The sequence below is a fragment of the Aurantimicrobium minutum genome (genome assembly GCF_029894165.1).
GTDB classification, from domain to species: domain Bacteria; phylum Actinomycetota; class Actinomycetes; order Actinomycetales; family Microbacteriaceae; genus Aurantimicrobium; species Aurantimicrobium minutum_A.
In genome coordinates, this window is record NZ_JARXXU010000001.1 from 314,044 (window position 1) to 327,597 (window position 13,554).

The following is a 13,554-nucleotide window of genomic DNA, read 5'->3' on the forward strand; positions in this document are numbered from 1 at the left end:
TACTGAACGGACTACCAGATGCTGACGCGCTTGTCCGCGTCAAGCCAGTGTTCATCCGCGGGCTGAACATCGAAAGCGTCATAGAAAGCATCAATGTTGCGAATGATTTGGTTGCAACGGAATTCGTTGGGTGAATGTGGGTCAATCGCGAGGAGGCGAATCACCTCTTCATCGCGGCCCTTCTGCTGCCAGGACTGAGCCCAGCTGAGGAAGAAGCGTTGTGCTCCAGTTAGACCCTCCATCACTGGCGGCTCCTGGCCGTTGAGGGAGATGAGGTAGGCCTTCCACGCGATGGCCAAACCACCCAGGTCACCGATGTTTTCACCAATGGTGAGTTCACCGTTGACGAAGTGGCCAGGCACCTGCTTGGGGGAGAGTTCGTTGTATTGGTCAATCAGAGACTTCGTGCGCTTCTCAAATGCGGTGCGGTCTGCCTCCGTCCACCAATCGGTGAGCAAGCCATCACCATCAAAGCGGGAGCCTTGGTCATCAAATCCGTGGCCAATCTCGTGGCCAATGACGGCTCCAATGGAGCCATAGTTGGCCGCATCGTCCCAGTCGGGGTGGAAGAACGGGGGCTGCAAGATGGCCGCAGGGAACACAATCTCGTTGAATCCGGGGTTGTAATACGCGTTGACGGTCTGCGGGGTCATAAACCACTCATCACGATCAATGGGCTTGCCAATCTTGCCCAGCTCGCGAGCAAACTCGAACTCGGCAACACGGCGCATGTTGCCCACCAGATCGGTGGGGCTCACGACCAGAGCGGAATAGTCCCGCCACTTCACGGGGTAGCCCACCTTAGGAGTGAACTTGTCCAGCTTGTGGAGTGCACGTCCACGGGTTTCTGCACTCATCCACTCGAGGTTGGTAATGGATTCGCGGTAGGCCTCGATGAGGTTGGCCACCAGGACATCCATTTCGGCTTTCGCGTTCTCTGGGAAATGACGCTCCACATACACCCGTCCCACTGCCTCGCCCATCGAGCCTTCGACGAGGGAAACACCGCGCTTCCAGCGTTCGCGCTGCTCGGGGGTGCCGGTCAGGGTGCGGCCGTAGAAGTCGAAGTTCTCTGCAACAAAAGCTGCCGGCAAGAATGGTGCTGCCGAGTGAATGACATTCCAGCTCAGCCAATCACGCCAGGCCTCGAGGTGCTCCTGCGTGAGCAGCGCACCGAGACCTTCGAGGAAACTGGGTTCGCGCACCACGACAGTTTCGAAAGCGCCCGCAGGTGCCTCGAGGGCAGTGAGCCACAGGTCCAGATCTGCCACATGCTCGTCCGGGTTGGACCCAGTGACAGCCTCGAGCTCGATGCTCGATGTCGCGCCACGTGCGACGAGCGCACAGACCTCAGCCCAGGTCATGGGGTTGTAGGTGGCGACAGAGTCACGGGTGCGCACGTTGTCCCAGTGCGCTGCCGCGAGCGCGGTCTCGAGATCAAACACTCGCTGAGCTCGCACAGCAGCGCTGTCGAGTCCTGCGGTGGTGGGCAGGAGTTCTTCGGTGAGTTCAAACATGCGCTGGATGTGGCCCACATACGCTTCACGTGCAGAGGCAAACTTCTCGTCGCGGTAGTAGCTCTCATCGGGCAGGCTCAGACCACCCTGTTCGGCGAAGACGAGGTACCGCTCAGGGTTACCGGGGTCGTTGTCGACAAACACGTTCACGAATCCGCCGACACCATGCCGTTCCAAGCGAGCGACAGTATCGAGGAGTTGCGAAATGGTGGCGACGTTGCTGGCCACGGCCAGTTGCGACTCGATGGGGGCGACGCCGAGGGACTCGATCAGTTCGGTGTCCATGAAGCTGGTGTAGAGGTCGCCCACTGTGCGCTGCTGCGACCCTTCGGGAGCTTGCTGGCCTTCAACAATGATGTCTCGGACGGCCTTTTCGGCCTCTTCGGCAAGGATATGAAAAGAGCCATAGCGTGCCTTGTCGGACGGGATGGGTGTGCGGGCTTCCCACTTCCCATTCACGTGACGGTAGAGGTCGTCTTGGGGACGAACTTTCTCATCGAGTTCGGTGATGTCGATTCCGGAGAGGGCACTGTCATTGCTCATGCCACCAGCCTAGAAGTCACACGACTCTGACACGTGCGTGTTCGCTGAGAGGTAGCCTGAGATTATGGCTTTCCCCCTCCTTCCTGACACGTATTCCCTCACCGGAAAAACTGCTCTGGTCACTGGTGCAGGCAGCGCATCAGGCATTGGCTTTGCTACAGCGCAGCTACTGGGTCAACTCGGGGCCCGCGTCCTCATCACGGGAACCACGGAGCGTATTCATGAGCGTGTGCGGGAGCTTGAGTCAGCCGGCATAGATTCCGTGGGAATTGTGTGCCGCCTCGATACTGAAGCTGGTGCGGCTGTGTTATCGACAGCACTGGCTGACGTCGCTGCCCAGCCCACCATTGTGGTCAATAACGCCGGGATGGTCACCGTCACAGACACCGACATTGCCCAGGGCGGGATCGAGATGAGCACGGCCGAGTGGAATGCCGCACTAGCCATGAACCTGACCACGGCCTTCCACGCCACCCAGGCTGTGATCCCTTTCATGCGCTCGGCGAAGTGGGGGCGCATCATTAACATCACGAGTGTGTCCGGCTCCGCGATGGCAACCCGGGGTGACCTCGGCTATGCCGCAGCCAAGGCGGGCATGGTGGGACTCACCCGTGGTCTCGCGGTTGACGAAGCAGAACATGGCATTACCGCCAACGCCGTTGCACCCGGCTGGATTTCCACGGGATCCCAGCTGGAATCTGAGGCGGCCGAAGGCCTCCTCGTTCCAGCCGGACGAAGTGGAACTGCTGCTGAGGTTGCCTCCGCTGTGGCCTGGCTCGCAAGCCCCGGTGCCAGCTACATCACCGGACAGGTCATCACGGTCGATGGGGGCAACACCATCGGTGAAGAGAGAGTTCTCCGGGCATGACCGCACATCCTGAACACATCTCTGAACCACCTCGCACCGTCGAGGTGGATTACGTTCCGGGTCCCATCCTGCGGACAGAGGGTCCCTGGGCACCCATTCTCTGGGATATGGACGGCACGATGCTTGATTCTGCTGTGGCCATTGTGCGCAGGCTCCGCGAAACCTTGGTTCATTTTGGTGTGACGCCCCCACCTGATGATCAACTGAGGTACCTGATTGGTCCTCCCACGGGAACGTCGTTGCTGCGTTTTATTGGCGCTGCCCGAATTGACGAGTCCCGTGCGTACTATCGGTCACTGTCGGAGCGCGACGGATTAACAGACCAGCATCTCTTCCCCTGGATTCTCTCTTCGCTCAAGACTCTGCATGAAGCTGGTATTCCGATGGGTGTGGCCACCAGCAAGCCCCAACATGAAGCAGAGCGGCTCTGCGATGCCTACGGCATGACTGACTACATGACCGCGATTGTCGGCGGCAATGAGGCGCGAGCTGACAAGGCTGCCGTGATTGCCGAATGCCTGGCTCAGCTCGGCCGCGAAAACGCCCTCATGATCGGGGACCGCTATTTTGACACGGACGGTGCCGCGCTGAACGGCATCCCCACGGTGTTGGTTCGCTGGGGATATGCGCACGAGAAAGAATTTGCGGGGGCGATGGCCACCGTGGACAACGCCGAGCAATTGCTCGAGCTGTTGCTGAAGTAATCTCGTTCTATGCGTCTCGTTGTTGCCAAGTGTTCGGTGGACTATGCCGGTCGGCTGAGTGCACACCTGCCTCTGGCAACTCGCGTGCTCATGCTCAAGCAGGACGGTTCACTGCTCATTCACTCTGACGGTGGGTCCTATAAGCCGCTGAACTGGATGAGCCCGCCCTGTTCCCTCACCACCCACGAACCTGAGAAAGATCAGGCTGATGTCGGGGTCACCGAGATCTGGCGGGTCACCCACGCGAAGACCGCGGACATGCTGGTGGTGAGCATCTATGAAATTTACAACGACGTTGAGCACGAGCTCGGCGAAGATCCTGGTCTGATCAAAAACGGTGTTGAGGCAGAACTGCAAGAGTTGCTCGCTGCCCAGATTGAACTCCTCGGGGAGGGCTACACCCTGGTTCGCCGGGAATACTTCACCGCGATTGGTCCGGTAGATATTCTGGCCCGCGATGCGAACGGCAACAGCGTTGCTGTGGAAATTAAGCGTCGTGGAGAGATCGATGGCGTGGAACAACTCACGCGCTATCTCGAACTGATGAACCGCGATCCCCACCTTGCACCGGTCACCGGAGTTTTCGCTGCGCAGGAAATCAAGCCACAAGCAAAAACCTTGGCCGAGGACCGTGGTATCCGCACACTGGTGCTGGATTATGACGAAATGCGCGGTGTCGAAGACACCCACGGCCGCCTGTTTTAGGTTCTACTCCCTGTGTGAGATGAACTCGTTCCACATCTTTCACGCCTAAGCTTGCCAAGTTATGAATTCTGTAGTGACGCGTACGTGGTCTGCTGTTCTCTTTGATCTCGATGGAACCATCCTGGACTCTGCTCCCGGAATCATTGCTGCTCTCACGGACACTTTTAAGTTTTTGGGGCTCCCGGTCCCCTCCCGCGATGAATTCATGGCCTATATCGGTCCACCTCTCCTGGCTTCGCTCCAGGAGCGCGCAGGGCTCCCCGCGGATAAGGCACAGGAAGCTCTTGAGATTTATCGTCGTGACTTCCGTCGTGACGGGGCGTTCAACTCTGCTGTGTTCCCCGGCGTCATTGGCTTGTTTGAATCATTACGTGATGCTGGTGTTCCTCTTGCCATTGCAACGAGCAAGCCAGAAGATCAAGCACGAGCAATTCTCGATCACTTCGAGCTCACGGACTACTTCACCACCATCGCCGGCGCGTCAGAAAGTGATGCCCGCACCTCCAAAGCACATGTAGTGGGACATGCCCTCGCACAACTCACAGCACAAGGTGCAGATGTGTCGCAGGCCGTGTTAGTGGGTGACCGCATCTATGACGTGGAAGGCGCTGCCGCCCACGACGTTCCCACCATCATCGTGGAGTGGGGTTACGGTTCTCCCGAAGAGGCCAAGGGCGCCATCGCGACTGTTTATTCTGCAGACCGACTGCGCGAACTACTCCTGGGCTAGTACTTTTTTAGCGGGCATACTCGCAACGATGACGGCGACGAAGATCACTGCCGTGCCCACCAGGGTTGACTCCACGAGGGGGTGCCCTGCAGGGCTCACCACATCAAAGATGACCGCCATCACGAGCTGACCGGCAATGGTGCCCAGGCTCAACACCAAAACACCCAGCGCCCGGACAACCACGGCGTTGGCTGCAATAAAGACAATCCCCACCGGTCCACCAAGATAGAGCCACCACTCACCTGGAAAGCTCGTAGGCAGTCCCGCCTGAAGTGCGTGAATGGCAGTGGCGATGAGCAAAATTCCTGTGCCGACGCCAAAGTTCAAGAACGTAGATGTCCAGGGCGTTCCGGCGGTCATGGTCATCCGACCATTCGCCGCCTGTTGCCAGGCCACGGCCACGCCAAACAGGAGAGGCATGATGAGCAAGAAGAGCTCGTTGGTCTGAACGGGTTGTCCAAGTACTCCCACAATCACTGCGATCAAACCGAGCACAGCACCGATGATGCGCCGCGGAGTGAGCGGGCGTTTACCCGCCGGACCCACACCCCAGAGATCCAAGAGAACAGACCCGATGGTCAAACCTGCTACGACGGCGACGGTAAACAGCGCCACGCCCGTGACACCGACCACCATGGCTTGCGACAGCACATACCCGGCACCCGCACTACCGGCTAGCGTGAACCACCACGGGATGGTGCGGGCTGCAATGTCGTTCCGAATGGCCGTGAATCCACGGCGGCCACGAGGGAATGCGAGCAACACGATGCACAGCACCAAGAAACCCAATCCGAAGGAGAGACTGGCTGCAACAAAGCCGTCACCCAACTCGAGGGCAAGCTGACCATTGATCCGAGCTTGGGTCGTCATGAACGCCCCCGCCGAAACCGCTAACACCAACGCTAGCCAGACGGGCAGCACGCGCGAGTGTCGAGGGGTGGTCACCGTTAAGAGACTAACGGCCCTCCCGTTTTCGGGAGAGCCGTCGGTCTTGTGGAGGCCGTGCAGTGTTACTTGACGTTGACCGTAAAGGTCACCACTGCACCGGTGGTCTTGTTGGTGAGTTCGACGGTAGTCGAACCCGCCTTGGCGCCCTGGAGTCCAGGGTTCATCACTGCGGTTCCGGTAGACCCTTCCGTGAAGGTCGCAACCGAAGGGTCAGAAAGGACAGCGGTCCAGTCTGCAGGATCGGTGTCACCCGTGGTGATGTCGATGAAGTTTCCGTTGTTAATGTCAATGGTCTGACCGTCAAGCGTTGCAACGTCCACGATGGTGGGAGCAACTTGCTGGCTGGTTTCAGAGGAGGAGCTGGAGCTGTCTTCAGCTGCAGTGGTGCAGGCGCTGAGGCCGAATGTGGCGGCGGCGGCGAGTGCTGCGATGGCGGATACCTTTGCGATCTTGTGGTTCATCATGAGTATTTCTCCTGGGGTGTAGAAGTCTTGGTGTGGGAGCGGGTGTGCTCGTAACACTCACGTTAGTCCTGTACCAATGGTTTAAGTTGGGATTTAGCTGTGTGTAGTCTGAGAGTTTTCTGAAAGCCCTGCACACCCGCTTAACAGCGAAAAGGCGCCCCCTCGGAGCGCCTTTTCGTGAAGAAGAAAACTTACTTCAAGAGAACTTGAACTGTCAGTTCCTTGGGGTCTTCCCCAGCAAAGAGGAAGGTCACGGTCGACTCGCCACCCGAGAGAGCAATGAGGCCGGCGGAGAACTGAGTGTCGTTCTCCATCTTTGCTGCTTCATACTTCACAACCTTGGGGTCAGAAATATCCACGGTGATCTCGCCATCGTTGATGCCGCCGTAGTTGATGTTGATGACCTGGCCCACAACAAGTCCGATGGTCTGGCCATCAATGTCTTGGTAGTTCAGTTCGATGGGCGCAACGATGTCCCCGCCGATAGCCGACTCAGCTGGAGTGGGCGAGGAGGACGAGCAGGCTGCGAGGCCAAAGGTTGCGGTTGCGGCAATCGCAAGAACAGCTGCTGCCGTGCGGAAAGAGAGCTTGGTCACGAAGGACTCCTTTGTTGTGGAATGCGCGTCACTGCGCGTTTTACATTCTCTCAGTTCACCTTCAGAAACTGAACCTTTGTTCTATATCTATTTTCGTAGTCGATACGAATAGACCAACGCCAAGTGAACTTTTTGAAGCATCGTTAGGCAGAGATGTCTGCGAGACGGACTTCCTTCGCCGTTCGAGCCTGCGCCAACTCGCCGTTAGCAATCTCGACAACATCGAGAGGAAGAGGTTTCTCGGCGTATTGCCGGGCAAGATTATTCTTCTCAGCCCAAGCGAATACATCAGAGCGCGCCCATGCACTTTTATTTCCTACTTGGGTATAGCGCCGAGGAAATCCGTTGCGGCGGTGGCCGTGAGTCCATAATCGTGCCGTCTCCCGGGAGACGCCGTAGTCAACCGCAATGTCCTGCACGCCAACGAGATCGAGAACGATGCGCACCACCTGGAGGTCAGTCTGTGCAATCGAGTCAAGTGCCAGCTCAACTGCCTCACGTGGCGAAGGAGCTTCGACAACGAAATCGAGATAGGTCTGAAAATCTCTCCAGGAAAACACAGCCTCAAATTTTTGCGTGGCAAAGAAATCAATCCAGGTCTCGTCCTCGCGGTCGATCTCCTCAACTTCTACATCAAACACATATGTCGTCACGGTGTGCCTCCTGTGAATAAAATAACAGCAATGTTGGCATTTGCCAACATTTACCAATGGTTTCGTGCTGGGCCAAATCCGTGTTCGCATTTCCTGGCGTTATTCCACAGAAAAACCGCCGTATTCGATGCTGTTGAATACACGGCCCTCTGGCAACCGCCTGGGCATCTCAACCACCCGGCAGAGTGTGCAGACCTACCTGAGCTAGGAACAAACTTCCAATGGAACTCGTCGATGAGCACCTTCATGCATCGACGAGTGTCCTTGTCGCGGGGAAGGCCTGCCATCATCATGCGTGCATGTTTGCACAACCCGTGTTGACAGGGTTGTTGTCAGGCCCGAGCTGTGGATGAACCCCGGAGCCTGGACGGTGTGAGTGTCCGCTTGATCAGCAAACGAAAGATTTAACGATTACCTTTAGCGCGGTTGTGCGTTTTGCAGAGCAACTCACAATTTCCTGCAACAGTGGCGCCGCCCTTGCTCCAGGCGGCCACATGGTCGGCGTCCATTTCGTCCAATTTCCAGATCTTGGCCTTGTTAGCATCGTGCCCCAAAGCACAATGAGAGCAGTTCGAACTCCCGGCGTCTTGGGCAGTCTTCGTTTGCTGTGAATAAGTTGACTTCTTAGTGGCCTCGTCAAATACTCGGACCTCGAGGAGCTTGGTCTCAGTTGATCCACCGAGCACATATTCCCAGATACCCTTCCTGCTCTTCACATAAGGGTCTCCATAGAGAGCACGAACCTCTTCGGACACCTTGGCAGGGTTATAGGCCGTGGCATGATGCTCTTCATATAGTCGCCCCCACTCCAGGCCACGCATTTCACTCTCCACATCAGTGAACACCGAAGAAACCCAATCAATCACGGACGTGAAGTAGTTCTTGACCTCCGTGATGTCTTTGTCATGACGGTGTTGGCTCATATAGCCACCGATGTTCTCCTTGCCTTTGCTCACCCACTCCAGAGCACGTTCCCAAAAGTCTTGGCGTTGTGCAGAGCCACTGATGTAAGCACTCCACTTCATAATGTTGGAGTTCTGGCTATTGCTGAACTCCGCTTTACCTGCCGTCACGAAAGGCCCCGAATACACCGCATTGAGCAATTCCTGATTGTTCAAGGGAACACCCACGGTGTTGATGGTCTTAAACCATTCCTTGATCTCGCTCTCCGTGCCTTCGCATTCATAGACAAGAATCTCGGAGTTCACAATGATCTCTTGCTTATCTTCAGGGAGACCAGAAAAGTACTGCTCCATGCCTCGTTCGTCTTTGATGGCGAACTTTCCCTTTACGAAACGGCCGAAGCTCGTAATGCGCTGCTGGCCATCAAGCACCTCGAGGTTGTCTTCGTGCACCTTGTTGAAATAGATCAAACCCAAGGGGTATCCCTTGAGAAGCGACTCAATCACAGCAACGTCTCTCTTACCATCGGCATAGATGTAGTTGCGCTGATACTCAGGCTGAATAGTCAAACGTCCAGCGAGACCAAAGAGTCCCTTACCCTCAAGCTCGTTATAGACGAAGCCTTCTGTGAGTTCCTTGACGGTGTAGGTGTTGAGAGAGGTTTTCACTTGGTCACCTGCTTGTGTTTGATGAAGATGCGCCTATACGGGACAACAGGCCTCTTGTCCCGGTCATAGTAGGCAGCATCGGGGTGGCCCGGAGATATCTGTCCGGTTTGACCTGACGCGTAATAGGCCTCAACAAATTCTTTTGACATTCCTGCGGTTTCGAAAAACCTAGGCATTCCAAGAATTTCAAACTGTTCTGGGCTGTACTTGTCTAAGAAAGTAATTGGGACCCCCATCATCCCCTCGAAATCTGTAGGTATTGCATCCGTGAAGGGAACTTCAATGGCGTCGTAGTTTTCGTACTTGTAATAGCCAAGTTCTCTTACTTCTTTGTGCCTACTGAACTTGATGTTGTCTTTTTCAGTCATTAGTGAAAGTGGTTCGTGACGGCGACCATGGTCAATCGTTGTAAACCAGCAAACCCCAGGAACTCGACTAGCTTTCTTTCCGTCAATCTCACGATCAAATTTGTACGTTGATGCGTAAACAAAATTTTCGGGAACAAAGAAATACATGCCAACGTTGAAATTGGTTGCCCCAAGCCAAAGCTTGTTTTCTTTTACAAGTGGAAACACTTCTTTGTAAGTAATCGCGTTCATATTCCCGATAATTACAAAGTCCTTATCAGCTTCAACAAGCCAAGCCAAGAACTCCCTAAAAAGCGAGAAAGGCGGATTCGTCACAATGATGTCGGCTTCATCTCGCAGCTTCGTGATCTCCTCGCTGCGGAAGTCGCCACCGCCTTCGAGATAGGACCATTCAAGGTCATCCACGTTGATGACGTTGTCACCTGTGGTGTCTCTAGACAGGGTGAAGATCTTTCCCTTTGTTTGAGTCTTTTCCGGATCGTAGCCCGGGCTCTCGATTTCAAACAGAGTGGGCTGGTAAGGAATGGCATCAGGTTTGCTGTCCGGGGCATAGCTCGTGCTGATCAGCTTCTTGAGACCAAGCGCCTCAAAGTTCTGCGCAAAGTACTTGGTGAAGTTGCTCCACTCGGGGTCATCACACGGCAAAAGAACCGTCTTTCCCCTGAACACATCTGGGTTGTAGTCCAGATAGGCGTTCATCTCTTTCTGAATGTCGCTGAACTGCGTATAGAACTCATCGTTCTTTGCCTTCTTCGCATTACCCAAGTTTTCGTTGGCCACTGCATCCCCTAGATGCCGCGACCTTCGTCGCGGCTAGGGGTTAAAAGTAGCGTTAAAACCTCAGGCTTTTAAGCTCTGGTTAATGGTGAGTGATGCCGGAACGCTTGAGGCATGGATTCACTTGCGTCAGCGGCAGCACAAATACTGGGGTCGCGTCTTCGCGAGCGCCGTGAAAGCTTGGATTTGAGCCAAGAAGATGTGGCGCACATGTCTGCAATGCACGTGTCTAACTACGGCAAGATCGAGCGTGGGCGGGCCAATCCGAACCTGCACACCCTGCTGCGGATTGCGAGCGTTTTAGAAATTGACCCAGGAGTCCTCATTGCGGGACTCTCCGGCGACATGGTAACGAAACGTCCACACAAGCTCACCGCAGCTGAGCTCATCAAAGCGCGCCAGGGATAAACGTCTGGCTGAAAGGCTCAGGTTCTCTGCAGAGAAAAATCCCCGGCCACTTAGACCGGGGATTTCGTTCGTGCGCGAGGGGGGACTTGAACCCCCACGCCCTTGCGGGCACTGGCACCTGAAGCCAGCGCGTCTGCCATTTCGCCACTCGCGCGAACTGGTCGAGGCTATCACGGGGAAGGGCCTCGGCGCCATTTGAGCCTAGATGTCGAGCGTGAGCTGCGTGCCCTCTGCGCGGGAAACGCAGGGATACATAATCCGAAGCTTCTCTTTCTCTGCGTCGTCCATGACCGAGTCCAAATGGACGGGGTGTCCCTCCACAACCCGGACTTCACAACTCCCGCAGACTCCCTTGCGGCACGAGCCAAGAACCGGCAAACCATTCTGCTCCAGGGACTCCAGGATGTTGCCCTCGGCAGGTACGACGAAGCTCTTCTTGCTCTTCCTACAGTTCACCGTGATGTCCTCGGCGGGGGCACGTGATTCACGAACGAGCGGAACAAAGCGCTCACAGTGCATCCGTTCGGCGGGAACGAAACTCGCAACGGCGCTCATCAGTGATTCAGGGCCACAGCAATAGACCTGTGCCGTGGAACCCGCAACAGCCGCATAGATATCGAGGGGTTGGGTTGCTTCGTCTGAAGCGTACGTCACGACGCGCTCGGGATATCGTTCAACAAGCTCGTCCCGGAAGGCCATCGTTGCCTGGCTTCTGCCGGCATACATGAGTTTCCACTGCCGGCGTTCAGGCAAAGATTCGATCATGGCTTTGATCGGGGTGATGCCGATGCCACCTGCGATGAAGAGATATTCACTCGCGGGTTCGAGCTCAAAGTGATTGAGTGGGCCCGTGACCTCCAGGGTCATTCCGGGCGACATGCTCGAGTGAATCCATTCACTGCCGCCCTCAGAATTTGCTGTCTTGAGCACCGCAATATCAAAATGAGTGCGCTCCGCGGGATCTCCACACAATGAATACTGGCGCTCCAGTCCAGAGGGTAGATGAAGCGTGATGTGGGCGCCTGGCTGCCAGACGGGCAGTTGGCCGCCGCCCAAAGGAAGCAACCTGATCGAGAGGACTCCCTCGGCAGCCGGTTCCACACGTGCCACCACCATGGTTCGGGAGGTGGGACGCGTTGCCACGGGAGTAGTTGCAGAGGAAGTGACCACAGGTTTTTTCGTTGCAGCGGCAATCGCAGGGCGTGAGGGAGTTCGGGTACTCGTGATGATGCGCACAATGACAGAAATGGTGGCGACAGAAATGAGGACAATGGCCAGGACCCGATACCACCACGCGCTGACATCAGTACCTGTCCAGCCCGCGTGCATCGAAACGAGAACCAAAGCAGCGTAACTCGAGTAGTGAAGACCTTTCCAAAACCTGCGCGGTAGGCGGTTCATCATCAGTGACGAGCCCTGAACGGCCACCAGTAAGTAAAAAGCAAGAATGCCGAGGGCGACGGGAAGGGCCTTGAAGTCCGTCGCGAAGGGAACCAACGTCTCCGCCAACGAAAACTGGAGCCACCCATCCAACATGAGCGTGACCATGTGCAGGGCAACCATGACGAGCGTCATACCGCCCAGATAGCGATGAAGATCCTGCAGCCACGCAGGGTTATCAATTCGTCGCATCACGCGGGTGGAAAGCAGAATTCCCCAGACCACAGAAAGGGTCATCAGCGCCCAGGCAATCAGTGCACTGGCACGCGTGATGTACCACCAGATATGTGGTTCATTCATGCGAAGGTGCTCCAATTCGTGGAAGTGAGATGAGACCCATCCGCCATAACGATAAAGCCTGCTGCACCCACTGTGGGTAGCCAATCGAGATAGAGACGCGGGCTTCGCTGGAACCCCGCCTTCGTCAATGCCTCTGCTCGAGCTCCCGAAGACGCAATCACCGTCACCGTCTGAACAGGTGAGTCTGCACTGATTTCAGTCGCAGGGTTGATGAGGTGATGTGTCGGCGCTTCAGGAGAGCCGAACCGACGTTTGAGCTGACTAGAGGTCACAATCGCACCTCGTTGAATTCTCACAACATCGAGATGAGTACCCGAGTCAAACGGGTCCTCCACGCCCAATCGCCAGGCAACTCCATCAGGAGCGTGCCCGTGCAAGACGATGTCCCCACCAAGTTCGACCATGACTCCGAATGCACCGTGGTCCATGGCATGTTGGGCGATCACGTCTGCGGCGACTCCCTTTCCCATGCCGCCAGGATCCAGAGTGGTGCCCCGTGGAACAACAACTTCTGTATCTGAAAAAGAAATGGCTTCGAGGTGTCCTGGTGCCTGTGCACTCGCCGGGAGAGTGGTGACTCGGGATGCATCTGTGGCCGAAGAGGTGTAGCCGGCTTTAATCACGAGAGGGAGAAGTGTGGGGTCATAGGTGCCCTCTGAAAGTGCATGCCCGGCAATCATCGCAGCAATGAGTTGTCTTGTCAGGGGTGCAATCTGGACAGGGGCCCCCTCGGACCAATTAATCCTCGAAATATCGCTGTCAGGGAGGAACCTACTCCACAATTCCTCACACATTTCCGCGAGAGCCCAACAGTCGGTGAGGAGTTGTTCACTCCCACCCACCAGGGTGATTGTTCCATGTCCACCCATGATCTTGTGGCGTCGCGAAAGAACCCCGGGCGCAGAATGGGTTTCAGTAAAAACTGCGCGCAGGGCGTCGTGAGAAATATTGTTCGCGACCAA

14 protein-coding genes and 1 tRNA gene are annotated in these 13,554 nt (G+C 56.1%); 5 read left to right on the forward strand and 10 right to left on the reverse strand.

All coding sequences use genetic code 11. The annotated features are described in order from the left end of the window. Nucleotides 1-11 precede the first annotated feature (11 nt). Entirely contained in the window at nt 12-2,060 is a 2,049-nt protein-coding gene (locus M2119_RS01610) for a M13 family metallopeptidase (protein ID WP_280803230.1), read from the reverse strand. Nucleotides 2,061-2,124: 64 nt separating this feature from the next. Here M2119_RS01610 and M2119_RS01615 point away from each other — a divergent pair, with 64 nt between their 5' ends. From M2119_RS01615 to M2119_RS01630, 4 genes are all read left to right on the forward strand, one after another. Continuing rightward, on the forward strand, nt 2,125-2,928 hold the full coding sequence (locus M2119_RS01615) for an SDR family NAD(P)-dependent oxidoreductase (RefSeq protein ID WP_280803231.1): 804 nt from the start codon (nt 2,125-2,127) through the stop codon (nt 2,926-2,928). Continuing rightward, nucleotides 2,925-3,632, forward strand: a complete 708-nt coding sequence (locus M2119_RS01620; protein ID WP_280803232.1) for an HAD hydrolase-like protein — start codon at nt 2,925-2,927, stop codon at nt 3,630-3,632. Before M2119_RS01615 ends, M2119_RS01620 begins: the two co-directional genes overlap by 4 nt. A gap of 9 nt (nt 3,633-3,641) precedes the next feature. Beyond that, nucleotides 3,642-4,337 carry an endonuclease NucS gene (gene nucS, locus M2119_RS01625; RefSeq protein ID WP_280803233.1) on the forward strand — a complete coding sequence of 232 codons (696 nt, stop codon included), beginning with the start codon at nt 3,642-3,644 and terminating at the stop codon, nt 4,335-4,337. A 73-nt stretch (nt 4,338-4,410) separates the two neighbouring features. Next, nucleotides 4,411-5,067 (forward strand): HAD hydrolase-like protein, encoded by a 657-nt coding sequence (locus M2119_RS01630; RefSeq protein WP_280803234.1) that lies wholly within the window; start codon nt 4,411-4,413, stop codon nt 5,065-5,067. On the opposite strand, the gene M2119_RS01635 is transcribed toward M2119_RS01630, so the two are convergent. The 6 genes from M2119_RS01635 to M2119_RS01660 form a co-directional block, all read right to left on the reverse strand. Beyond that, the gene (locus tag M2119_RS01635; protein ID WP_280803235.1) at nt 5,053-6,012 is read right to left on the reverse strand and encodes a DMT family transporter; all 960 of its coding nucleotides are present in this window, start codon (nt 6,010-6,012) and stop codon (nt 5,053-5,055) included. The genes M2119_RS01630 and M2119_RS01635 overlap by 15 nt on opposite strands. A gap of 65 nt (nt 6,013-6,077) precedes the next feature. Next, the gene (locus M2119_RS01640; RefSeq protein ID WP_280803236.1) at nt 6,078-6,479 is read right to left on the reverse strand and encodes a hypothetical protein; all 402 of its coding nucleotides are present in this window, start codon (nt 6,477-6,479) and stop codon (nt 6,078-6,080) included. A gap of 191 nt (nt 6,480-6,670) precedes the next feature. Then, on the reverse strand, nt 6,671-7,075 hold the full coding sequence (locus tag M2119_RS01645) for a hypothetical protein (RefSeq protein WP_280803238.1): 405 nt from the start codon (nt 7,073-7,075) through the stop codon (nt 6,671-6,673). Nucleotides 7,076-7,218: 143 nt separating this feature from the next. Then, nucleotides 7,219-7,728 carry a hypothetical protein gene (locus M2119_RS01650; RefSeq protein ID WP_280803239.1) on the reverse strand — a complete coding sequence of 170 codons (510 nt, stop codon included), beginning with the start codon at nt 7,726-7,728 and terminating at the stop codon, nt 7,219-7,221. Nucleotides 7,729-8,132: 404 nt separating this feature from the next. Then, nucleotides 8,133-9,299, reverse strand: coding sequence for an HNH endonuclease family protein (locus M2119_RS01655; RefSeq protein ID WP_280803240.1), 1,167 nt, complete (start codon nt 9,297-9,299; stop codon nt 8,133-8,135). Further along, the gene (locus M2119_RS01660) at nt 9,296-10,447 is read right to left on the reverse strand and encodes an adenine-specific methyltransferase EcoRI family protein (protein ID WP_280803241.1); all 1,152 of its coding nucleotides are present in this window, start codon (nt 10,445-10,447) and stop codon (nt 9,296-9,298) included. Before M2119_RS01660 ends, M2119_RS01655 begins: the two co-directional genes overlap by 4 nt. A gap of 111 nt (nt 10,448-10,558) precedes the next feature. On the opposite strand from M2119_RS01660, the gene M2119_RS01665 reads away from it, so the two are divergent. Further along, the gene (locus M2119_RS01665) at nt 10,559-10,852 is read left to right on the forward strand and encodes a helix-turn-helix domain-containing protein (protein WP_280803242.1); all 294 of its coding nucleotides are present in this window, start codon (nt 10,559-10,561) and stop codon (nt 10,850-10,852) included. Between the two features lie 71 nt (nt 10,853-10,923). Here the strand turns inward: M2119_RS01665 and M2119_RS01670 are convergent. The 3 genes from M2119_RS01670 to M2119_RS01680 form a co-directional block, all read right to left on the reverse strand. Continuing rightward, a tRNA-Leu gene (locus M2119_RS01670) sits at nt 10,924-11,006 on the reverse strand. 47 nt (nt 11,007-11,053) lie between these two features. Further along, a complete protein-coding gene (locus tag M2119_RS01675) occupies nt 11,054-12,592 on the reverse strand; it encodes a 2Fe-2S iron-sulfur cluster-binding protein (protein ID WP_280803243.1) in 1,539 nt (512 codons plus the stop codon). Beyond that, entirely contained in the window at nt 12,589-13,554 is a 966-nt protein-coding gene (locus M2119_RS01680; RefSeq protein ID WP_280803244.1) for an FAD:protein FMN transferase, read from the reverse strand. The genes M2119_RS01675 and M2119_RS01680 overlap by 4 nt, the downstream gene beginning before the upstream one ends.